24 protein-coding genes are annotated in these 22,416 nt (G+C 33.4%); 17 read left to right on the top strand and 7 right to left on the bottom strand.

Going from position 1 to position 22,416, the window contains the following annotated elements:
- Nucleotides 1-36: 36 nt before the first annotated feature.
- The 15 genes from D1866_RS10865 to D1866_RS10795 are packed head-to-tail and all read left to right on the top strand — an operon-like array spanning nt 37 to nt 14,173.
- Complete coding sequence (locus tag D1866_RS10865) at nt 37-234, top strand: zinc finger domain-containing protein (protein ID WP_013775433.1); 198 nt, start codon at nt 37-39, stop codon at nt 232-234.
- A gap of 14 nt (nt 235-248) precedes the next feature.
- The gene (locus D1866_RS10860; protein WP_013775432.1) at nt 249-524 is read left to right on the top strand and encodes an elongation factor 1-beta; all 276 of its coding nucleotides are present in this window, start codon (nt 249-251) and stop codon (nt 522-524) included.
- A 51-nt stretch (nt 525-575) separates the two neighbouring features.
- Nucleotides 576-2,879, top strand: a complete 2,304-nt coding sequence (locus D1866_RS10855) for a CDC48 family AAA ATPase (protein ID WP_152939851.1) — start codon at nt 576-578, stop codon at nt 2,877-2,879.
- Between the two features lie 5 nt (nt 2,880-2,884).
- Nucleotides 2,885-3,115 (top strand): hypothetical protein, encoded by a 231-nt coding sequence (locus D1866_RS10850; RefSeq protein ID WP_013775430.1) that lies wholly within the window; start codon nt 2,885-2,887, stop codon nt 3,113-3,115.
- Between the two features lie 17 nt (nt 3,116-3,132).
- A complete protein-coding gene (gene fen / locus D1866_RS10845; RefSeq protein ID WP_152939849.1) occupies nt 3,133-4,167 on the top strand; it encodes a flap endonuclease-1 in 1,035 nt (344 codons plus the stop codon).
- 55 nt (nt 4,168-4,222) lie between these two features.
- A complete protein-coding gene (locus tag D1866_RS10840) occupies nt 4,223-4,879 on the top strand; it encodes a precorrin-2 dehydrogenase/sirohydrochlorin ferrochelatase family protein (RefSeq protein ID WP_155861158.1) in 657 nt (218 codons plus the stop codon).
- Nucleotides 4,863-6,122 carry a glutamyl-tRNA reductase gene (locus tag D1866_RS10835; protein WP_152939846.1) on the top strand — a complete coding sequence of 420 codons (1,260 nt, stop codon included), beginning with the start codon at nt 4,863-4,865 and terminating at the stop codon, nt 6,120-6,122. The genes D1866_RS10840 and D1866_RS10835 overlap by 17 nt, the downstream gene beginning before the upstream one ends.
- A complete protein-coding gene (gene hemB, locus D1866_RS10830; protein ID WP_152939844.1) occupies nt 6,037-7,050 on the top strand; it encodes a porphobilinogen synthase in 1,014 nt (337 codons plus the stop codon). Before D1866_RS10835 ends, hemB begins: the two co-directional genes overlap by 86 nt.
- Complete coding sequence (hemL, locus tag D1866_RS10825) at nt 7,047-8,297, top strand: glutamate-1-semialdehyde 2,1-aminomutase (protein WP_152939842.1); 1,251 nt, start codon at nt 7,047-7,049, stop codon at nt 8,295-8,297. The genes hemB and hemL overlap by 4 nt, the downstream gene beginning before the upstream one ends.
- A complete protein-coding gene (gene hemC / locus D1866_RS10820; protein WP_152939840.1) occupies nt 8,294-9,172 on the top strand; it encodes a hydroxymethylbilane synthase in 879 nt (292 codons plus the stop codon). The genes hemL and hemC overlap by 4 nt, the downstream gene beginning before the upstream one ends.
- Entirely contained in the window at nt 9,153-9,815 is a 663-nt protein-coding gene (locus tag D1866_RS10815) for a uroporphyrinogen-III synthase (protein ID WP_152939838.1), read from the top strand. Before hemC ends, D1866_RS10815 begins: the two co-directional genes overlap by 20 nt.
- Complete coding sequence (locus D1866_RS10810; protein WP_152939836.1) at nt 9,812-10,066, top strand: hypothetical protein; 255 nt, start codon at nt 9,812-9,814, stop codon at nt 10,064-10,066. The genes D1866_RS10815 and D1866_RS10810 overlap by 4 nt, the downstream gene beginning before the upstream one ends.
- 39 nt (nt 10,067-10,105) lie before the next feature.
- Nucleotides 10,106-11,671 carry an alkaline phosphatase family protein gene (locus tag D1866_RS10805; protein WP_231136458.1) on the top strand — a complete coding sequence of 522 codons (1,566 nt, stop codon included), beginning with the start codon at nt 10,106-10,108 and terminating at the stop codon, nt 11,669-11,671.
- Complete coding sequence (locus D1866_RS10800; protein WP_152939832.1) at nt 11,668-13,068, top strand: (2Fe-2S)-binding protein; 1,401 nt, start codon at nt 11,668-11,670, stop codon at nt 13,066-13,068. Before D1866_RS10805 ends, D1866_RS10800 begins: the two co-directional genes overlap by 4 nt.
- A gap of 1 nt (nt 13,069) precedes the next feature.
- Nucleotides 13,070-14,173 carry an NAD(P)/FAD-dependent oxidoreductase gene (locus D1866_RS10795; protein WP_152939830.1) on the top strand — a complete coding sequence of 368 codons (1,104 nt, stop codon included), beginning with the start codon at nt 13,070-13,072 and terminating at the stop codon, nt 14,171-14,173.
- On the opposite strand, the gene D1866_RS10790 is transcribed toward D1866_RS10795, so the two are convergent.
- Entirely contained in the window at nt 14,170-15,159 is a 990-nt protein-coding gene (locus tag D1866_RS10790) for an MBL fold metallo-hydrolase (RefSeq protein ID WP_155861157.1), read from the bottom strand. The two genes, D1866_RS10795 and D1866_RS10790, sit on opposite strands and share 4 nt — an antisense overlap.
- Before the next feature lie 31 nt (nt 15,160-15,190).
- Nucleotides 15,191-16,993: an ATP-dependent DNA ligase gene (locus D1866_RS10785; RefSeq protein ID WP_152939828.1), complete on the bottom strand. Its 1,803-nt coding sequence runs from the start codon at nt 16,991-16,993 to the stop codon at nt 15,191-15,193.
- A 136-nt stretch (nt 16,994-17,129) separates the two neighbouring features.
- On the opposite strand from D1866_RS10785, the gene dcd reads away from it, so the two are divergent.
- Nucleotides 17,130-17,666: a dCTP deaminase gene (gene dcd / locus D1866_RS10780; RefSeq protein WP_013775416.1), complete on the top strand. Its 537-nt coding sequence runs from the start codon at nt 17,130-17,132 to the stop codon at nt 17,664-17,666.
- On the opposite strand, the gene D1866_RS10775 is transcribed toward dcd, so the two are convergent.
- The 5 genes from D1866_RS10775 to D1866_RS10755 form a co-directional block, all read right to left on the bottom strand.
- Nucleotides 17,638-18,333, bottom strand: a complete 696-nt coding sequence (locus D1866_RS10775) for a CopG family transcriptional regulator (protein WP_152939823.1) — start codon at nt 18,331-18,333, stop codon at nt 17,638-17,640. The two genes, dcd and D1866_RS10775, sit on opposite strands and share 29 nt — an antisense overlap.
- A 54-nt stretch (nt 18,334-18,387) precedes the next feature.
- Nucleotides 18,388-19,098: a protein disulfide oxidoreductase gene (gene pdo, locus D1866_RS10770; protein WP_152939821.1), complete on the bottom strand. Its 711-nt coding sequence runs from the start codon at nt 19,096-19,098 to the stop codon at nt 18,388-18,390.
- Between the two features lie 197 nt (nt 19,099-19,295).
- The gene (amrA, locus tag D1866_RS10765; protein WP_152939819.1) at nt 19,296-19,961 is read right to left on the bottom strand and encodes an AmmeMemoRadiSam system protein A; all 666 of its coding nucleotides are present in this window, start codon (nt 19,959-19,961) and stop codon (nt 19,296-19,298) included.
- Nucleotides 19,855-20,409 carry a Mut7-C RNAse domain-containing protein gene (locus D1866_RS10760; RefSeq protein ID WP_338025386.1) on the bottom strand — a complete coding sequence of 185 codons (555 nt, stop codon included), beginning with the start codon at nt 20,407-20,409 and terminating at the stop codon, nt 19,855-19,857. Before D1866_RS10760 ends, amrA begins: the two co-directional genes overlap by 107 nt.
- The gene (locus D1866_RS10755; RefSeq protein ID WP_231136326.1) at nt 20,396-20,644 is read right to left on the bottom strand and encodes a hypothetical protein; all 249 of its coding nucleotides are present in this window, start codon (nt 20,642-20,644) and stop codon (nt 20,396-20,398) included. The genes D1866_RS10760 and D1866_RS10755 overlap by 14 nt, the downstream gene beginning before the upstream one ends.
- A gap of 49 nt (nt 20,645-20,693) precedes the next feature.
- Here D1866_RS10755 and D1866_RS10750 point away from each other — a divergent pair, with 49 nt between their 5' ends.
- Nucleotides 20,694-22,394, top strand: coding sequence for an Rqc2 family fibronectin-binding protein (locus D1866_RS10750; protein ID WP_152939815.1), 1,701 nt, complete (start codon nt 20,694-20,696; stop codon nt 22,392-22,394).
- The last annotated feature ends 22 nt before the right edge of the window (nt 22,395-22,416 follow it).

Genomic DNA, 22,416 nt, shown 5'->3' with positions numbered 1-22,416 from the left:
AAACTCTCCAGAGTTGATATTTAGAGGGAAATAAAATTGTCAGTCAAGCTTAGTTTAAGAGAAGAAATAGAGCCTCCAGTTTGCAGTAGTTGTGGAAGAATTATACATCCTAGAGAGAGAGGAGTAGCATTTTATTGCCCGAATTGTGGTGAAGTCTTGATATTAAGGGATAAATACTGTAGATTACAGGGAGTAGAATATACTTGCCCTAAGTGCGGTTTTACTGGACCTTAAGAGGGGATTATAGAATGACAGATGTTTTGGTAGTACTAAAAGTATTTCCTGACAGTGATGAGGTTAATTTAGATAAGTTAGCAGAGGAAATATCTAAGAAACTTCCTCAAAATTATTCCATAGTAAGAAAAGAGACAGAGCCCATAGCTTTTGGTTTACAAGCTCTAGTTCTTTACGTTAAAATGCCAGAAGAGACTGAAGGAGGAACCGATACGCTTGAAGAAATTGCTTCTAATGTAGAAGGAGTAAGTCATGCCGAAGTAGTTGGAATAACGAGGCTCGGTTTTTAATAAGTTAATCTCTTTTATCTAGTTTTCCATATATTTTAGTGGAGATCATATTTGGCAACCAGTTCTTCTGCTGAAGAACCCAGGAAGCGTGAGCTTATATTAAAAGTTGTTGAAGCTAGACAAAAGGATGTAGGAAGAGGAAAAGTGAGGATAGACTTAGATTTGCTATCTCAAATCGATGTTAGTCCAGGGGACGTTGTAGAAATTGAAGGGCAAAGAAAAACAGCAGCAATTGCATGGCCATTATCTGCTGATGATTATACTGGAGAAAAAGATATAATAAGAATGGACGGAATAACAAGGAAAAACGCTGGAGTGTCCATAGGAGATAAAGTAATAGTAAGGAAAGCTACTGTAAAACCTGCAACGTCTGTAAAGCTAGCTCCATCCAACTTCTCTATTACCGTAGATCCCGGTTTTGTTGCATATGTTAAGAAAAAATTGAAAGAATTTCCATTAGTAGAAGGAGATACTGTGCTAATACCAGTACTTGGGCAAGCTATACCATTTACTGTAATTCAAGTAAGGCCTGCAGGAATAGTAATGGTTACTGATGAGACTAGTATAAACATAAGCGATAAACCAGTTGAACAGACTAGGTATCCAAGAGTAACTTATGAAGATATAGGAGGATTAAAGAATATAATACAAAAAGTAAGGGAACTTGTAGAATTACCATTAAGACATCCAGAATTGTTCAAAAGGTTAGGAATAGAACCACCAAAGGGAGTACTACTTTATGGTCCTCCAGGCACAGGAAAAACGTTGTTAGCCAAGGCTGTAGCAAATGAAACAGACGCATATTTCACTTCAATTAACGGACCAGAAATAATGAGTAAGTTTTACGGTGAAAGTGAACAAAGACTAAGAGAAATATTTGAAGATGCTAAAAAGCATGCCCCGGCTATAATTTTCATAGATGAAATAGACGCAATAGCACCTAAGAGAGATGAAGTAATAGGGGAAGTAGAAAGGAGAGTAGTAGCGCAACTATTAACTTTAATGGATGGGTTAGAGAGTAGAGGTAATGTAATAGTAATTGCGGCAACTAATAGACCAAATGCAGTAGACCCTGCACTTAGAAGGCCAGGAAGATTTGATAGAGAAATAGAAATACCTTTACCAGATAAGCAGGGAAGATTAGAGATTCTTCAAATACATACTAGAAACATGCCATTAGCTAAAGATGTAGATCTAGAAAAATTAGCAGAAGTTACTCACGGATATACTGGTGCAGATTTGGCTGCGTTAGTAAGAGAAGCGGCAATGAATGCCCTAAGGAGATACTTACCAAAGATAGATATTACGTTAGATAAGATTCCACCAGAAATTTTAGAATCAATGGAAGTAAAGATGGAAGATTTCATGAACGCTCTAAAGGAGATAGTACCTAGTGGAATGAGAGAAATTTACATTGAAGTACCAGAGGTAAGATGGGACGATATTGGTGGGCTAGGAGAAATAAAGGAAGAATTGAGGGAAGTTGCGGAATATCCGCTAAAGTTCCAAGAATACTATGAGATGACTGGAATTGAGCCACCTAAGGGAATCTTACTATTTGGTCCACCTGGCACTGGAAAAACAATGTTAGCTAAGGCTGTAGCGACTGAGAGTGGAGCAAACTTCATTGCAGTAAGAGGTCCAGAAGTATTATCAAAATGGGTAGGAGAAAGCGAGAGAGCAATAAGAGAGATCTTTAGAAAAGCTAGAATGTACGCCCCAACAGTAATATTCTTCGATGAAATAGATGCAATAGCACCCATGAGAGGAATGTCACCAGATACTGGCGTAACAGAAAGAATCGTTAATCAATTATTAGCAGAAATGGACGGAATAGAAAAACTTGATAATGTAGTAATAATTGCGGCAACTAATAGACCAGATATATTAGACCCTGCATTACTAAGACCAGGTAGATTTGAAAAATTAATATACGTACCACCACCGGATAAGCAGGCAAGGTATGAAATATTAAGAGTTCATACTAAGAAGGTAGTACTAGGAGAAGATGTTAATCTAGAAGAAATTGCAGAGAAGACTGATGGTTATACTGGTGCAGATTTGGCTGCGTTAGTAAGAGAAGCGGCAATGATAGCAATAAGAGAAGGTATGAAAACTTGTATAGATAAGGTAAGTAATCTATGCCCACCAACTGATACTGACTGTCGTGACGCTAAAATGAAAGAATGTATGAAAGGTTCTAGTGTTAAAATAGAAATGAGGCATTTCGAAGAGGCACTGAAGAAAGTAAAGCCGTCTGTATCTCAGGATATGATACAGTTCTATCAATCTTGGTTAGAGAAAGCTAGACAGCAATTACCAAGACAAGTGTTAAAGCCTTCGACATACGCGTGATCTACATGTGGAGGGAAGTCCCATTAACTCATATTATTTTAGAGAAACTTAGAAAATTGGAGGGGCCCATAAAGGACGACGATCTGTATAATGATGTAAGGAAATCAGTAGACTATGAAGTTCCATTTGGAGATTTTTTGAGAGCTTTAATGTCATTGGAAATTAGGGGTTATATCTCAGTATCATTAATTAGGGAAAATTCTAGAATGATAACTTATATAGGTGATAAGGAATAGGAGTAGACCTTGCTGATTTGGTAAAAGAAATCAAAAGAGAAGTTCAGCTAAGTGAATTAAAAGGGAAGAAAGTAAGCATAGATGCTTATAACGCTATTTACCAGTTTTTGACTGCAATAAGACAGCCAGATGGTACTCCACTAATGGACTCACAAGGAAGAGTTACTAGTCATCTTAGTGGAATATTTTATAGAACAATAAGCCTTTTAGAAGAAGGAGTAATTCCAATTTATGTATTCGATGGAAAACCACCAGAACTTAAAGCTCAAGAATTAGAAAGAAGAAGAAAAATAAAGGAAGAAGCTGAGAAAAAATTGGAAAAAGCCAAAGAAGAAGGAGAAACAAAGGAATTAAAGAAGTATTCGCAAATGGCAACTAGGTTAACTAATGACATGGCAGAAGAAAGTAAAAAACTTTTAGAGGCAATGGGAATTCCAGTAGTGCAAGCTCCAAGTGAAGGAGAAGCTGAGGCAGCGTATTTATGTAGTCAAGGGTATACTTGGGCAGCGGCTAGCCAAGATTACGATTCTTTGCTTTTTGGTGCAAATAAATTAATTAGAAACTTAACATTAACTGGAAAGAGGAAATTACCTAAAAAAGACGTATATGTAGAAATTAAGCCAGAACTTATAGAACTTGAAGATTTGCTTAAAAAGTTCGGAATTACTAGAGAACAACTAGTTGATATAGGAATATTAATAGGAACTGATTATGACCCTGACGGAATAAAGGGAATAGGGCCAGTTACTGCTCTAAGAATAATAAAGAAATACGGAAATATAGAAAAAGCTGTAGAAAAAGGAGAATTACCGAAATACATTCTTGATCTTAATATTAATGAAATTAGATCTATCTTTCTTAATCCGCCAGTAGTTAAGCCTGAGGGCTCGTTAGATCTAAAAGAGCCTAATGAGGAAGAAATCAAGAAAATCCTCATAGATGAGCATAACTTTAGTGAGGATAGAGTAACTAATGGAATAGAAAGACTGATTAAAGCCGGTAAGGAAGCTAAAGGAGCTAGTAGGCAGAGCGGTTTAGATCAGTGGTTTTAGCAATTTAAATTGTTATTATAATTAGGTTTATATGTTAGGTATCCAATAATTTATAGTGTCAAACTTATCATACTTCCCAGTAATATTAGACCTAGAAAAGTTTAGAATCCTAGTAATTGGGGGAGGAAAAGTAGGAAGTAAAAGAGCATTAAAATTTCACAAGTACAGTAAAAATGTAACGGTTGTTAGTGAAAACTTTTCTGAAGACTTACTCAATTCTCCAATAGAAAAAATAAAAATGAATGCAGAAAATTTGCCTGAGGATTTCTTAAAGAGATTCGATATAATTGTCACTGCAACCAACAATAGGGAATTAAACTCCAAATTATGTAATTTGGCAAAGAAACTAGGAAAATTGTGTAATAATCCAACAAATCCAGAAGACTCAAACTTTATTGTGCCAATTTTTTATTCTGATGAAAATTACGAAATTGCTGTAACTACTTATGGCAAATCTAGTCTTGTTTCAGAGTTTATACTTAATGAAATTCTTGATGGCCTTTCTCAGAAGAAAGATTTTGTAAACTTATTGACGAATGCTATGGCTAGAGTTAAGGAAATTGCTAAGAAAAAAATTAATGATCCGTCACTTAGGTTTGCATTGTATTATAAAATATTTTATGATAAGTTATTTTCAGATTTTTTAATTAATGGAAAATATAATGAAGCAATAAATAGAGCGGAGGAGATAATGAATGAGTATATTAAATGAAATTGAAAATAGATATTTTGCAATTATATACACTTATAAGACAATTGGATTTGACAATTTATCTTCTCATTATCTAAGAGAGAACGAGATATCGCTAATTCATAATATTGTCGGCTCGCAAATGGCTATAATACAAACTTGTAATAGAATAGAAATTTACTTATATTCTGAGGACTCCGATACTCCAACTAAACTATTAAATTTTCTTGATCAAGTACATGGTAAGAAAATAAGTATTGATGCTACAATCCTTACTGGAAGTAAAGCTATAGAGCACTTATTTGAGGTAGCATCAGGAATAGATTCAATGGCAATAGGAGAATATGAAATATTAAGTCAAGTAAGACTTTCTTTGGAAAATGCAAAAAAATTACATATGATAGGAAAAGAATTGGAAATTTTATTTGAGAGAGCGATAAAAGTAGGAAGGAGAGTTAGACAACAGACAAACATCTCTAAAGGAAAAGTAGGTTTATATTCTATAGCTATAGAATTAGCAAAAACTAGAGTCGACCTAAAGACTGCAAATGTAGCAGTAATAGGTGCAGGGCAAATAGGAAATAGACTAATATCAATGCTAAACTCTGAGGGAGCCAAAAATGTTACTATTCTAAATAGAACTGTTGAAAAAGCTAAAGAATTAGCAGAGAAGTATGGTTATTCTTACTCAAGCTTAGACTTTTCAAAGCTTGACGGTTTTGATGTAATATTTTCTGCAATATTTTACCCTAGAGTTATAAGGATTGACAACAAGTTTATAATAGATTTATCGTCACCACCAATATTTCAAGGTAATGAAGTATATACTTTGAAGAATTTGCAACAAATATCTGAGGAAATAAGGAAAAAGAGATTAAGCGAATTGAGTAAAGCAAAAGATATTATAGAAGAAGGGATAAGGGACTTTATACTAGATTATGAGAATTTAAAGTATGATATGATTGTATCACAAATAATGAAAAATATAGAGGAAATCAGGCAAAATGAAGTAAAGAGAGCATTAAAAGAACTTAACGGTGATAACGCAGAAGACGTACTTAATGCTATGACTAAGTCTATGGTAAAGAAAATGTTTTATCCATTGTTATCTAAAATTAAAGAAGCTGTAAGAAATAATGAGACAAACTACATTAACTTGATCTTGGAATTATTTAATAATGGCAAGCTTTCCGATAGTAAGACCAAGGAGATTGAGGAAAAACAAGTTAATAAGAGATATGATAGCAGAAACCAATCTAACTGAAAAAAATCTAATTTTACCAATTTTTATCAAGGAAGGCATTTTAGAAGAAGAAGAAATAAAGAGCATGCCAGGAGTATTTCGCTATCCTCCTAATGATAAATTAATAAAATTCGTAGAAAGCAGTTATGATAATGGAATAAGGAATGTTATACTCTTTGGAATTCCAAAATATAAAGATGATATTGCTTCCTCAGCTTACGATAAAAATGGAGTAATACAGACGAGTGTTAGACTACTTAAAGATACTTTTGGAGATAAACTAATTGTAATAACAGATGAGTGTACAGACGAGTATACTTCTCATGGCCATTGCGGAATAGTAAAGTACAATAGTAAAGGAGAATATTTTGTCGATAATGACGAAAGTTTAAAGATACATGCTAAAATAGCTCTTTCTCAAGCAGAAGCTGGTGCAGATATTATAGCTCCGTCAAGTATGATGGACGGAGTTGTAGGAGCTATTAGGAAGGCTCTGGATGAAAATGGTTATACTGATACGCTAATAATGTCATATAGCGTAAAATATGCTTCAACATTCTATTCTCCATTTAGAGATGCCGCATATTCAAAACCAGCATTTGGCGATAGAAAATCATATCAAATGGATCCTAGAAACGCATATGAAGCTCTAAAGGAAGCTAAACTCGACATAGAAGAAGGCGCAGATATATTAATGGTAAAGCCTGCACACACTTATTTAGACGTAATAAGATTAGTTAAAGATAATTTCCCTGACTATCCATTAGCAGCATACCATGTTAGTGGTGAGTATTCAATGATTAAAGCTGCTGCGTTAAATGGATGGATAGATGAAAGGACTGCAGTATTAGAAATAACTACAGCAATAAGAAGAGCAGGAGCTGATTTAATACTTACATATTATGCTAATGACATTGCAAAGTGGCTTAAGGAGGGGTTACCGTTTTGAGCAGTGAATTATGGAAAGAGGCTTTAAGGTATTTTCCAGGAGGAGTTAATAGTCCAGTTAGAGCTGCAGTAAAGCCTTATCCGTTTTACGTAAGCCAAGGAAAAGGAGCATATATCTATACTGAAGATGGAAATTCCTTAATTGATTATGTATTAGGTTATGGTCCTTTAATTTTAGGTCATGCAAATGAATATGTAAAAGAGAAAGTTATAGAACAAATAGAGAAAGGTTGGCTTTTCGGTATTCCGTCACGTGTAGAAATAGAACTTGCTAGAAAGATTTCTTTGCACATGCCTTCGATAGAAAAAATAAGATTTGTAAACAGCGGTACAGAAGCAACTATGAATGCAATAAGGCTAGCTAGAGGTTATACTAAGAGAGATAAGATATTGAAGTTTAATGGAAACTATCATGGGGCTCATGATTATGCATTAGTTGATGCAGGAAGTGCAGCAAGTGAATTCGGAGTTCCTAATTCTGAAGGTATACCGCAAGAGGTGTTAAAGACAGTAATTGTATGTGAATATAATGATTTACAATGCGTTGAAAAGAAGTTAAAAAATGAGGATGTTGCAGCAGTTATCGTGGAACCGGTTATGGGAAATATGGGAGTAATTCCACCAGAAAAAGACTTCTTAAAAGGGTTAAGGGAAATCACCTCAACTTATAATACTCTGCTAATTTTTGATGAAGTAATAACTGGATTTAGACTCTCAATGGGTGGAGGACAAGAATATTTTGGAGTTTCTGCTGATCTTACTACCTTAGGTAAGATAATAGGTGGCGGATTTCCTATAGGAGCGTTTGGCGGAAAAAGGGAAATTATGGACATGCTTACACCTAGTGGCAAAGTGTTTAACGCTGGAACTTTTAATGCGAATCCTATATCCATGACTGCTGGTTTAGCAACATTAGAAGTTATGGAGAGAGAAAACGTTATTGAAAAAACAACATATGTAGCAGAAAAGGTTACGGAAGAACTTGAGAGAATAAAATATCCTCACGTTATAAACAGAGTGAAGAACATGTTCCAAATATTCTTCGGAGTTGAAAAAGTTAGTAATGCTACTGAAGCCAGAAGAGCAAAAAAGGAAGTCTATTTGAAATTCCAAGTAAACTTAATGAAAAACGGGGTTTACTTCCCGCCAAGCCAATTTGAATCAGTGTTTACGTCATTAGCGCATTATGACGATAATGTAATCAGTGACACAGTTCTTGCTATCAAAAAATCAAGTGAGCTAAGTTGATTAGAATTGCTGCTAGAAATAGTCAACTTAGCCAAGTTCAAGTTAAGGTAGTTTCAGACTACTTAAATAAGCTTGGATATGAAACTGAATTTATTGGAGTAAAAACTAAGGCTGATTTGTTTGCTAATGAACCTTTGTATAAGCTAGGAAAAGGCGTATTTGAGAAGGAAGTTAACGAATACGTAATAAGAGGTCTGGCAGACCTAGCAGTTCATAGTATGAAAGATTTAACTAGCAATCTTAGTGAAGAATTAGATATTTTAGCTACAGTAAAAAGAGACTCTCCTTATGATGTTTTAGTTTCCAAAAAGGACGTTTTCGATTTAGATAGTGGCTCTATTATAGGAACTAGTAGCATTAGGAGAAAGAATTTCATGACATTTTTGAGGCCAGACATCTTAGTTAAAGACTTAAGGGGAAATATAGATACTAGGATTAAGAAATATACTTCTGGAGAGTATGAAGGAATAATAATAGCCGAGGCATCTATACTCAGATTAAATTTGAATATTAATTATTTCAAGCTTAATCCCATTGATTTTACTCCAGAGGCTAATCAAGGAATAATAGCCGTTGTCGGAAAAAAGAATGACGAAAGTATAAGAAAATTACTATCTGAATTACACGACCAAGAAACTTTCAATGAGGCAATTGCTGAGAGGAGCACAATGGAAATTGTAGGAGGAGGTTGCCACTCGCCATTTGGAGTCTATTTTGAGCAAATTGATGATAGGCTATTAGGCATAGCTAGCTTCTCTAATGGTAAAAAGAAGATTACTGTGGCAATTGAAAGAAAAGGTAATCCAAAAGATGTTGGTCACGAATTAGGAAAGTTACTCTTAGGAGAGATGAAGAATGAGAATCTTATTCCTTAGGCCAGAAGGTAGCAGTATACCTAAAGTTGATTTTGCGGAAGTTATAAATATACCAATTTTTAGTCCTATTTGTATTGATTACCCCTCTTTGCCTTTAACAGAAGCTTACGCTTTTACAAGTTCTAATGCGGTAAAGTGCTTTCATGATTTTGATAAAATAAAAGGAAAACAAATCTTCTCTATAGGCAAAAGTACTGCAAAAGAGCTGATGGCTCATGGGATTAATTCTCTTTATCCTCCAAATTATGATAGTCTAGACTTAGCGGAGTTCATTAAAAGTAAAGGAATAAAATCATTAACTGCCATAAGAAGTAAGAAGGCCTCTAATGATCTAAAGAATTCGCTTCAGAATATTGAATATCACGAAATTTATGATTATGATACTATTATCAATAAGGAAGAACTAGAAAAAAGTAAAGATTATCTGGAAAATTGTAAGATCGACGTGGTAGTGTTGACTAGCTCTGAAATAGCAAAGGCTGTAGCGAGTTCTCTTAAGAATTGCTATAAAATAGTTAGTATAGGCCCTATGACTACTAAGACTATTTTGTCTCTAAGACCAGACCTAAAAATTTTTCAAAGTAAAATATATGATATAGGAGGCGTAATTGACTTAATCAAAAGGGAAGTGAAGTTTCAATGAATGATGTAAGGGATGAATTACTAAAAATTTTGAAAAAATTGGATCCAAACATAGTTGACAATTCTCTGGATATCAAATTTCTTCAACAATATAAAAATAGATACGACATTTTTGGACAATTTAAGGACGATAAAGGAATATACGAGTTTGCCCTCAGCTTTGATACTAAGGGTAAAATTTATAGGCAACATATTAACATGATCCAAACGTTAAAGTTAAGGGAAGAGCTTGAAAAGAAATTAAGAGAATAAGGTGAGCAATTGAAGGTAATACTAACAGTAATAGATGGAATGGCCTTTCATTTAGTTGATAATTTTCTTTATCACCTTAATACTTTATACAAATTTTCACAGGAAGGAGTTTATGGCAGATTAGAAAGTGTATATCCTGCAATAACTCCAATAGCTTTAGCTTCACTCTTTACAGGATTGCAGCCAAAAAATCATGGAATTGTTTCACCAAAAATTTTTGTCAAAGGAAGAAAACTTTCATATCCATTAACTGCCTATAACAGTTCTTCATTAACTGCAGAACCTATATGGAGTATTTTAGGGAAAAAAGGTTACAAAGTCCTTGTAACATCTGCTCCTCAAGCTTTACCAGATAAGTGGAAACTTGATAATGTAATATTATTTGATCCTTACAAATCTAAAATTAAAAAATGTACTAAAGGCTATGTACTTAAAGAAGGAGAAAATAAGATATTAGGTAATGAATGGAATGTAAAAATTGATAATAGTACATTTTATATAACCTTACCAGATGGTAGAGAAGTAAAATTATCTCAAGGAGAGTGGAGTAACCCAATAGAATTTAATGCAAAATGCGGAGGGAAAGAGGTTAATGGTATAGCTTTTTTACATGCTAGGGAGAAAGATATTTATCTAACTCCTCCATCATTTTTTACTGATTGGGGTAATAATAAAACTCTTTTGGATGAAGTTTGGAAAAACGTTGCTTTGAAAGAAGGAATAATTTTAGATGGAGATTATAAATCATTAAATAAAGGTCTGATTTCTTTTGACGAATATATTAAAACCGTAGAATTATCATATAATTTCTTTTATAAATATACTGAATATCTTTTAACAAAAATTAGCTGGGATTTTGCAATTACGTACTTACCAACTATAGACAATCTACAGCATTTACTATATGGAATAGACGATTCTAGAGCTTTAGATGTTATATTTAACGCATATAAATTGGCAGATAAGTTTGTTGAATTAAACTCAAGATATGCAGATACAATTTTCATATGTTCTGATCATGGCATATCTAAGATTAGGAAGAAGATATATATTAATAAGATATTAGAAAAAATAAATGTGTTAAAAATTGAAGATGGAAAAATTGATTGGAGAAGAACTAAAGCATTCTATGGTGGTGGAGGGATAATAAGGATAAATCTAAAAGACAGAGAAGAAAATGGAATAGTAAGTAAAGAGGAATTTCCGAAGCTTGTTAAATATATTGTTAGAAATCTAGAAAATATAGTAGATGATGGGGAAAAAGTTTTTATAAGAATCTATGAAAAAGAGAGTCCTGCAGGAGATAGAGAAGGAGATATAGAAATAACACCAAGATATTTATACGGAATGAGTAGTGATGTTGAAAGTAATGACGATGAGATAATTAAGCAAGTAATACCGTATAAAACCTCAACTGGAGATCATGGTTATTTTAGAAAAGAAGATATGTATGGAGTGTTTTTTGCTTATGGAGATAAGATAAAGAAAGCTCATGAAAAAATGGAAGTTAGAATTATAGATATTGTACCAACAATATTAAAGTTATTTAATGTGCAAAATAAAAGATCTGATGGAAGGGCATTAGTAGAGGTATTAAGATTATGAAATACATCAAAAGTAAGAAGCACAAGAGATATAGATTTCCCAAAGATTGCGAGGAAGGCTTGCCTTATACTGAAGTGATAGAAGATGGCAAAAGAATTAAGGTATGTGAGAATTTTGAAAAGTATTTTCATTATGGTAATCATTTTTCAATAAATTTCAGTTCTTCTATAATACATAGTAAGTTTCTTAGAAGTCAATTTATACTAAATAATATTCCCAGATTTCTAAACTTACCTGAATACTACAATGAGAGCCATGAAATAAAGGTTGAGATAAACGAGAAAATTGACGAAATAATAATAGGCGGGGGAATTAGCGGACTTTCTGCTTTAGAAAATTGTAAAAATTGTATTTTAATATCTCCAAATTTTGATGACGAAATATTTTTAGATCCTCTATGTAAAGACTGCAGTTTAAAAGACAAAATTAAATCAATAATTAAAAATAACTCAAACAAAATAGTTGATGGTAGGTTTATTGGAAGGTTTAATGAAGGGCTAGTTTTTAGGCTAAAAGATAAATATCTAGTAATAAGAAAACCTGCTAAGGTTATCTTAGCCTCCGGTTCAAGATTCTTACCTCCAGTATTTCCTGGCAACGATTTACCTGGGATAATATCACGCAGGATGTATCTAAAATTCTTGAATTTATTTAAAAATGTAGTAGTTATAGGTTCTACTGACGATGCCATAAGAACCGCATTAATTTCTAAGTCAAAAGTAATCCTGAAAAAAGGTACAGAAAATTTCTCCAAAAAATATCTTGAATTGGCGGAAAATGAAGGAATAGACATTCTAAAAGTAAAGGAACTCAAGGCTTCAAGAAAAGGTAAGAAAATCGTGCTTTATCATGATTATGGGAAGGAAATTGTAGATGCTATAGTTTTTGCTATAGTTAGACAACCAAGAATTGAAATAGCTAATAATCTAGGAATTGAATACAATTATTACTATAAACTTCACATTTATCTTCCAATACATAATATAAATGGAAAAGTTAATGATAATTACTATGTGACAGGCGGGATGAGAGGGATTTGTAATTACGAGCTTTCATTCTTAAGTGGGAAAATAATATTTAATGAAGCTATAGACGAATTTTACACCGAACTAAAGGAGACCTATCTTTATCATTATCATAGTGAGGGAGAAGAAGAAAGCAGTAGTATTTCGCCTTATTTCTTTGGTAACGGTTACGTTTGCGAATGCGAGGACATTAAACTGAAAGATGTAGAGGAGCAGTATAAGAAAGGTTATAGAACTGTTGAGGAGATTAAAAGAACTCTAGGAATTTCTACAGGGTATTGCCAAGGAAAAATATGTAGCTTCCTAGTTGGAGATTATTTAAATAGCAATAAGCTGATAACTTTCAGATCTCCCTTATATTCGATGTGGTAAAATGATAATAATAGGAGCAGGAGGTCATGGGCTAAGTTTAGCTTATCATTTAGTTAAAAAAGGAGTTAAGGGTATAATTCTTGTTGAACAGGGTAGGATAGGTTATGGTTCCAGTAGTAGGAACGCTAGTAGATTCAGGTATCATTTCTATAGCAAAGAAAATATAGAGTTTGCATTAGAAGGGATAAAATATTTAATATCTCAAAAGAAAAAATTAAAATATAATCCTTTAATATATAAAACAGGATATTTATGGTTATTACATGATGAAAATCTAATAGAGAATTTTAAAAAATTACATTCTTTATGGTCTTCTTATTCCATTGGCGGAAAATTTCTAGAGTGCAGAGAGTTTGAGTTTCTTAAGGTGAACAGAACTTGCTATTTTGCTCCTCAAGATGGAGCATTTCATCACGATTATATACTTTATAGTTACTATGAAGAGATTAAGGATAAAGTAGATATAAAATATGCAAAAGTATCAAAAATCATGTATAATAATGGGAAAATTACAGGAATTAAACTAGAAAGTGGAGAGGAGATAAAAGATGATGTGGTAATAGTTACTGCAGGAGCTTGGTCAGGAGAATTACTAAAGACTGCTAACATAAACTTGCCTATATATCCAGATAGAAAAGAAATATTTATAACTGAAGATGTAAAATTTGGAATTAAACCACTGGTTATAGACTTTAAGAGGGAAATTTACTTCTCTCATACATTAAAAGGCGAAATAATAGGAGGTATAGAGAAGGAAGATATTGGGTTTAAGGAATTTTCAATATCATTCTTAGATTCAATAGAGTACTTAAAGAGACTAAGAGAAGTTGTTAAGGGAATAGAAGGTATAGGAATTCTAAGAGGATGGTCTGGATACTATGAAATGACTCCGGACCATTCTCATGTAATGGGTTATGGAAATGATTGGCCAGAAGGATTATTTATTGATGCAGGATATAGTGGTCACGGAATGATGTTTGCGCCTTATGCTGGGAAAATAATGGCAGATTTAATAGCTGATAATAAGAAAAATAGATTTATACAGATATTCTCTCCTGATAGATTTAATGAAGAAAAACTAATTGAGGAAAAGATGGTTATTTAATCTTTAGGCAAGCTAATAGCCTTCTTATTTAAGTATCTATTAACATATTCTGCAAATTCCTTATAGTAACCTTTTCTTCCTCCATCAGTTACTATTAAAGAAGCAGAGGAAGAATCTACATAATAAACTAGCTCATCAAAATCTGCATGATCACTGAGTGCAACTATTTTAGATTTCTTATCTACATCTCTTATTGGACTAGAGAATTCCCATCCAGATAATGCAAAATTTGTAAATTTAGAGTCCCTATTTTTGAACTCGTGGAAATGTTTAAATTCTACGTACCAACCGTCTTTTATTATATCCTTAGCTTCAGGGCTCTTAGCTGAGAAAACGTCTTTTATTTCTAGACCATACTTTATTGCAATATCTGTAACTTCTTTTATTTTACCATCTACTATAAAAGGGGCCGAAATTCCATTTTTCCTCAGTATTTTCATTGCCTCTTGAATCTTTCCATAGTAAGCATAAACTCTTACTGGTCCATAAATTAATGAATCGTTTACGTAATCTGAAAATAAGACTTCAACTTCATCTCTAAATTTTCTTCTAAATGTCGGCTTTCCGTAGGTAGTATCAACAATTAATACGTCAGTATTAAGTATAGGAGTACCTTTACCCGGATTCTTAAAATCTCCAGTATAACCTACACTTTCGCCATTGGAATTTGTTACAACTACTTGAGCGGCTCCAAATACATGATCTGCCTGAACTAGTTCTATTTTCTCATCTTCTATTGCAATTTTTACACCATAACTTATTCCCATTGCTTTTTTCTTAGGTATATCATACCCTAAAACTGAGAGAACTTCAAGAGTTGGAGGAGTTGATATAATCCCAATACAAGATGATACGCTCTTATTTAATTGCAAAATATGGTCAGCATGAAAATGAGTTACAACCCTAAAATTTCGCTCATAATGTCCATCTACTGTAAAGTTGTTACCTAAAAGTATTGCACCAGACTTCTTAATATCGAAGAACACAAAACATAACTATGAGTTATTTTATAAAAACTTATACACTCTGATCTGACGGCTTTTCTTCAATCTTCTTTAATTGGCTCTTATACATCTCAAGAATTTCACGATTAGTAGTTGCATCTTCTGGACTCTTATCTGGTCTCCACCTTATAAATCTTGGGAATCTTATTGATAAACCACCTTCTGCATACTGATCTTTGCAACAAGTATGTAGAGGAGATATAGTTATTTCTGCTCCAATTATTTCGGCAACAAGTGCTGGTGTTAACCAAACATCTGGAACCATGGTTGATACAACTCTTGGATGAGGTGTGTCTCTTTTTAACTCGGCAATTTTCTTCTGTAAATCGTCAAGTTCTGCATCAGTAAAACCAGAAGCAACTTTACATACAGTCTCGAAAACGTCCTTGTCTGGATTATATGCAGCCATTAAGAAGGAACTATATTTGCCTCCTTTCCTTCCTTTACCGTGAAAAGCACCTACCATTACCAGGTCTACAGTATCTGCCATTTCGCTCTGGTAATCTCTCTTAAACTTTATCCAAAGCCAACCTCTTGATCCTGCTTGATATATTGCATCTGGTGCCAGAGATTTTACCATTACGCCTTCTGCGCCTTCAGAGATTGCTTGATAGAAGAATTCCTTTAGTTTTTCTACATTATCAGTTATAATATGAGTGGCTATATGTACATAATCGTTATCTTCAACTATTGATTCTAACTTCTTACGTCTTTCTGATAACGGCTTTACTGTATAATCTTCTCCTTCATAGTACATTAAATCAAATAAGAATACGTTAACCGGATACTCTTTTATAGCCTCGTGAATATCGGACTTCCTTTTCCTGTGCATCAATTCTTGGAAAGGTCTCATTTCACCAGTTTCTGGATCTACTGGTATTATTTCTCCCTCAACTATGAACTCATTACCTTTAACGTATTTTGAAATATACTCTGCTACGTCAGGATATTGATTTGTTATATTTTCCAATCTTCTAGAGAATATGAAAATTTTATCTCCTGCTTTATGAATTTGTCCTCTCTCTCCATCATACTTATAATCGACCAATGCAATATTGCCTACCTTACTTAACATCTCTGCAGGGTCTGATAATCTTTCAGCTAGCATTGGCCTTATTGGAATCCCTGGCTGAGGTTTAATGTTCTTCAGTTGTTCAATTCCGCCATTTGCTAATATTTTTGCAATATTACCTAAATCGGCCCTCAAATTGTATGCTCTTTCAACTATAGGCCTAAAGTTCTGCCCGCCGCCGAAAGTTATTGCTAGTGCGTCTAATATTGTAGCGTCTCCTATTCCAACCCTTAACCTACCATCAACAAATCTAACTAAATATTTAGCCTCAAGTGGAGAAGCATCCTTAAGTAATCCTGCTAATAGTCTGATTTTAATATCTCTACTACCTTCTCCAGTGCTTGTAGCAACTTTTGCTAAATCATCATAAACTTTTTCTACAGTTAGCGGCTTTGAAGCTTTTTGCGCTCCTAAAAACGCTAAAATACTGGCAGACTGCTGTTTTTGCTTTATATCAAAAGCTACTTGCCCCAAATCTCCTACTGATTTATACATTTTTTCTATTTCATCATCGCTTACGCTTGTAGCTATTGATAATGCTCTTATAAGGAATTTTTCACCTATTCCTAATTCTGGCATTCCTAAGAAGTCTGGCCATAGTTTACCCTGAATTATATATACAACTTTATCAATAACATTTTTGTCAGTTTTCTTAAAAAGATCTGCAAGTAATGATGTAAGTTGAAGCCTAGAAGAGATCTTTTCTAGTCTATCAAAGTATTCAGCTATAATTTTAAACTCCATAAATAAAAGTTTGAATTACGATATAATATATTTGATGATGAAAACCGGCAAGCCAGAAGGATGAAGTATCAGAGTTACTCTGAAGCCATTTTCCTTATAAAATATATTCTTGCAAGATGAAAAATAGTAGATATTTATGATTCTTGGAGATAGAGATTTAAAATACTACCTAGAAAAGGGTTGGATAGTAATCTCTCCTCTTACTCAAGATACTATAAGAGAGAACGGGGTCGATTTAAGAGTAGGAGGAGAGATAGCCCGCTTTAAGAAGACTGACGAAATATATGAAGATGGAAAAGACCCGCGTTCATTTTATGAGATAGAGAAAGGAGATGAATTCATCATTTACCCTAACGAACATGTACTGTTAGTTACTGAGGAGTATGTTAAACTGCCGAACGACGTAATGGCTTTCGTCAACTTAAGGTCTTCTTTTGCCAGGCTGGGTCTTTTTGTACCACCGACTATCGTAGATGCAGGCTTTGAAGGACAACTCACAATAGAAGTACTAGGTTCTGCTTTTCCCGTGAAGATAAAGAGGGGGACTCGCTTTCTTCACCTCATTTTCGCCAGAACATTAACACCAGTAGAGAATCCTTATCATGGCAAATACCAAGGACAACAAGGCGTAACTTTACCAAAATTTAAATTCCAGATAACTTCCATGCCTTAGTATTATTATCGAAGTATATTATTCCCAATTGTCTCAATTTTTGGAATAATTTATGTTCTTGCTTAGTGAGGTATTTTTGCGCTTCTACATCATCTGAAGTGTGAATATCTGAAAGTTTCTTTACAAAATTATTAAAGAAATCGACATCTACGGCTATTCTTTCTTTATCAGTATATAGAACTTTCCCACCTTGCTTTTCAATTTTTTCAAAGAATAAGTCAGGATTCTTAAGCTTTACCTCGCTCTCATATATTGCCCCTTGTGACTTAAGAATATCCATGACAGTTTTCTTTTTTTCGCCACTCGGTTGCGAGTATTGGCGTTGTTTTTCGTATTTAGCTTCTGGCTCTTCACTTTTCTTGCTTTCTAATTCATCAATTTTTTCGCTCAAATCAGCTATTTTTTGTTTTAGGTTCTCTACTTCAGCTGTAAATGGATTAACCATATCTTGAATTTTTCTTTCTAGCTTCTTTGTAATCTCATCTATAATTTGTGGAGTAATATTACTACTTGTTGTTGTAGTAGAAGTATTTATTCCATCATTTGAAGGCGATGATAGTAACTTATACTTAACGTAATAACTAAGTATAGCAAATCCTTGTTTACTAGCCTCTTCTTCCAATTTTTTATATTCTTCATCTGTAAGCTTAATAACAAGCGTCTTCATGATTTCAACTTTAAATGAGAATTCAAAAGATATAAGCTTAATTAAAAAATATACTCATTTTACCTTTTGCTTTTCTAAGATAGTATTTACAAAATTCTCTTCATTAGGAACTCCTATAAATTCAACAGATTCATTTATAGCTAACGTTGGCACTGACATTACTTGATACTTATCTGCAATGTCTTGATTCTCATACGCTTCGACTACTTCTGATAATATGTTACACTTATTGGCTTTACAAGCCTCATATGCTACCATATGTGATAGAAGTGCAGCGTAAGGACAGTAAGGGCAGGAAGGAGTAACTACAACTTCTACTTTTACTTCTCCGTTTAATTTATCTTTTATAGCTTGAATTGTTTCTTGGCTTAAGCCGCTTTCTCCTTGAGATAGTCTTACAATTGTCTCTACTAAAGCTCTTATTTCTTCACCAACTGGAGCTCCAGTCCATCTTATGTATCCTTTGCAGAAGGCTACTGTTGGAACTCTTTCTACTTTAAACTCTTTGAACACTTTTTCTACTTCTGGACCTCCACTTCCTCTATCCTCAACGTGAACTTGAAGTAGGCTCTTTCCATCCTTTTGTGGAGCCGCTTCACTAATGAATTCCAATAATTTCTTCGTTAATCCACAATAGTTGCAATTAGTATCTTTTGAGTCTATAAAAACATATACATCAACGGGATTTTTCATATCTTTTAAAGCATCTTTTAAAGCATCTCTTACTTCATCAGTAAAAAGTTCTGCATACTCTTCTTCACTCATGTCAATCCACTTGTTGTATATTAATTAACACCCTTAAAAAGTTACATCAATGTTCTATTCACATGAATTTTACGTTAAATACCTTATTAGTAGTATCTCTAATCATTATGGTTAGTCAATTTTTACGTATTCCTTATGTATAACGTTCATATAAATATAGAAGCAGAAAACGATTGCTTTAAATAAACCGAAGATATCTACTCTGAAAAATCAAACGGTTTACATTTAACATCAGAGGGCTTTATCATAAGAATTTCATCTGAATTAGGATATTTTTCTCTAAATATTATACCTTCGAATCTTTTTATTCTAACGTTCTTATCTAACCAGCAATCTGGGCTCAATCCTGCTTTTAAGCAAGTTTCTGCCAAAAATGTTTCCTCGTCCCAGCAGTACTCCATAGGAACTTGAGGTAATAATAGTCCACTATATAATATTCCCTTTTCAACTATAAGACCATCTCTGCCTACTTTTATTACTTTGGGCAATTCTTTCCTATCGTCAACTACTACTTCCTCTGGTTTAGTTAATACCGTAACCTCGATGATTATGTTATTAATCTCATCTTTCATTAACGGAGGAAATCTTGGATCAGAAAATGCAGCAGCTATTGCTGCATTTTTAACTATCTCCTTTAATGGAGCAACTGCTTCCACGTAACCTATACATCCGCGTAAAGCAGTAGTCTCTCCTAAAAGAGTTTCTAAGGTAACAAAGGCTAGGCCTTTCTTATTAAGTACTTCACTTTCCTTATAGCTAATTGAGCTTTGCAACCCCAATTTTTTCATTATTGCTTGTCTTGCTATCTTGACTAGTGTTTTGCCCTCCTCTATTCCTAGTTCTTGAATTGTAACTAAGCTCATCTTTTTCTTTCTTTGATTTTGCCTTAATAAGTATCTCTTCGATTGTCTTCCAGTGCTTTCCCTTCCAATATTCTTTCTTACATCTTGTACACCGCCATCTATTTTCACCAACTTTTTCTAGAATTCCATTGCATTCAGAGCATCTAGATGCTTCAATCCTTGCCTCTAAATCTATTCCATATTTTATGGAAAGCTTAGCTAAAATTGATATAATATCATACTCTGGAGGAATGAGGAAGCACTCTAAACCCTTTTTCTTAGCCCTAATGCATAGGCCTCTATCTCTTGTTAATATAACTCTTTTATCTTTCTCAGCAATTTTTATTACTTTCCAATCTTCGATGTCATTACTATAATAAGTATCATACCCTAAAATCCTAAGCCATCTAGCTAGCTTACCTAGCATTGCATCAGCAATAAACTTACTTTGCATGTTATCCAAACACATTATATACAGAAACCAGTATTAAAAACCAAGCTATAGCTAGTGTTAAACTGCCTTTACCAAAAACTAGCCAATTTCTCTTGATCTTGAAATAGAATGTTACTATTGGAATACTAATGATATATGAAACTAAAACAGCTATTACTGCATAAACGAAAGAATTAGAAAAAGCAGAAATTACTCCAGCTATGGACCCCAATATCCCCCTCACTAAGAGAATTTTATCTTCAACATCCACATTTCTAAAATGTAAGAAGATGGCTATAAAGTTACCAAGGAAAAATTCCATGAGTTATATAGATTTACTAGCATGGGTGGTTGAAAATAAAAACGAGCTAATAGGCTGTAGAATAGATAATATTTACAATTTGGAAAAATTGGACAATGTATTCATATTTAAGTTACATTGCAAGAATTCTGATAAAAATCTAATAATAGAGCCTGGAGTTAGAATAAACTTCACAAAATATGATATCCAAAAAGAAATTGGGAATAAAGCTAAATCCCTAAGGGAATTAATAAGAGATCTCGTAATCTCAGACGTTCAAATAATAGACAAGGAAAGAATCCTTAAAATTGCGTTAAATAATGGTATGAAGATAATAGTTGAATTATTACCTAGAGGGTTGCTTTTAGTATTAGATGAACAAGATAAAATAAAATTCTCTACAGAGTATAAGGAATTTAAAGATAGAGTTGTAAAGCCTGGCTTACCTTATGTACAGCCACCAAAACCAAATAAGGTGGTCGTACCTAAGGATATACTATTCGCCTTGCATCTAACGGAGTCTGTCAATGCAGAGGAAGAGTATGAAAAATTGGAAAAATCTATTGCTGAGGGTAAAATAACACCTTGCATTAAAAAAGGGATAAATTTTATGCCAATAGAGTTTGAAGGTTGCGAAAAAGGAAATAGCTATAATGACGTCATAGACGAATATTTTCTCGAGCTAACTAAACAAAAAGAGATACAAAAGATAACTGAAAAAATTGAAGGAGAAAAGAAAAAGCTTGAGAAAACTATCCAACAAATAGAAGAAAACATAAAGGAATACGAAGAGAAGGCGGAAGAACTAAGAAAAATAGGTAAAGAAATAATGGAACATTACATGGAGGTTGAGAATGCTATAAAGAATAAAGAAAAGAAGATTAAACTTGAGGGTAAGGAAATAGAAATAGACCCTAAATTATCAGTAGCTAAAAACGCTTCACTATATTTTGATAAAGCAAAGGAATACGCGCAAAAAAGTAAGAAAGCTAAAGAAACTCTAGAAGAATTGAAAAGAAAACTTAATGAAATCGAAATTGAGATAAAAAAAGAAGAAGAAGGGAGAAAATTATCAATAAGGAAGAAAGAATGGTATGAGAAATATAGGTGGAGTTTCACTACTAATGGATTCTTAGTAATAGCTGGTAAAGACGCTGACCAAAACGAAAGCTTAGTAAGAAAACTCCTAGAGGATAACGACATATTTTTGCACGCGGATATCCAAGGTGCTGCTGCTACTATAATTAAAAACCCTAAAAATATTACAGAACAAGATATTTACGATGCCGCAGTTATTGCAGCAAGCTATTCAAAGGCATGGAAATTAGGTTTAGCTGCAGTTGATGTATTTTGGGTTTACGGAAGCCAAGTGTCTAAAAGTCCACCTGCCGGAGAATATTTGCCAAAAGGTTCATTTATGATATATGGAAAGAAGAATTATATTAAATCGGTAAAGCTAAACTTGGCAATCGGCTTCAAGATAAATGATTCCCTTGAAATTGTTGTTGGTTCAGAAAATAGTGTTTCGGCTAAAGTTAAAAATTACGTACTAATTTCCCCTGGTGATGAATTGGAAAGAACCGCAGATAGAATAGTAAAAATACTTAGTGAGGCTAACTCTATAAATGCTGGAAAAGAACTTAAAAATGAGGTGCTATCGATTTTACCTGGAAAGTCAAAAATAATTAAAGTAGTTAAAGAAACTAATGATAAACAATAATAACCCTAACGCTAATTTAATA

It is taken from the genome of Acidianus ambivalens (genome assembly GCF_009729015.1).
GTDB lineage: Archaea > Thermoproteota > Thermoprotei_A > Sulfolobales > Sulfolobaceae > Acidianus > Acidianus ambivalens.
The sequence above is the reverse complement of the archived record's forward strand: the minus strand, read 5'-3'. Positions and strand labels throughout refer to the sequence as shown.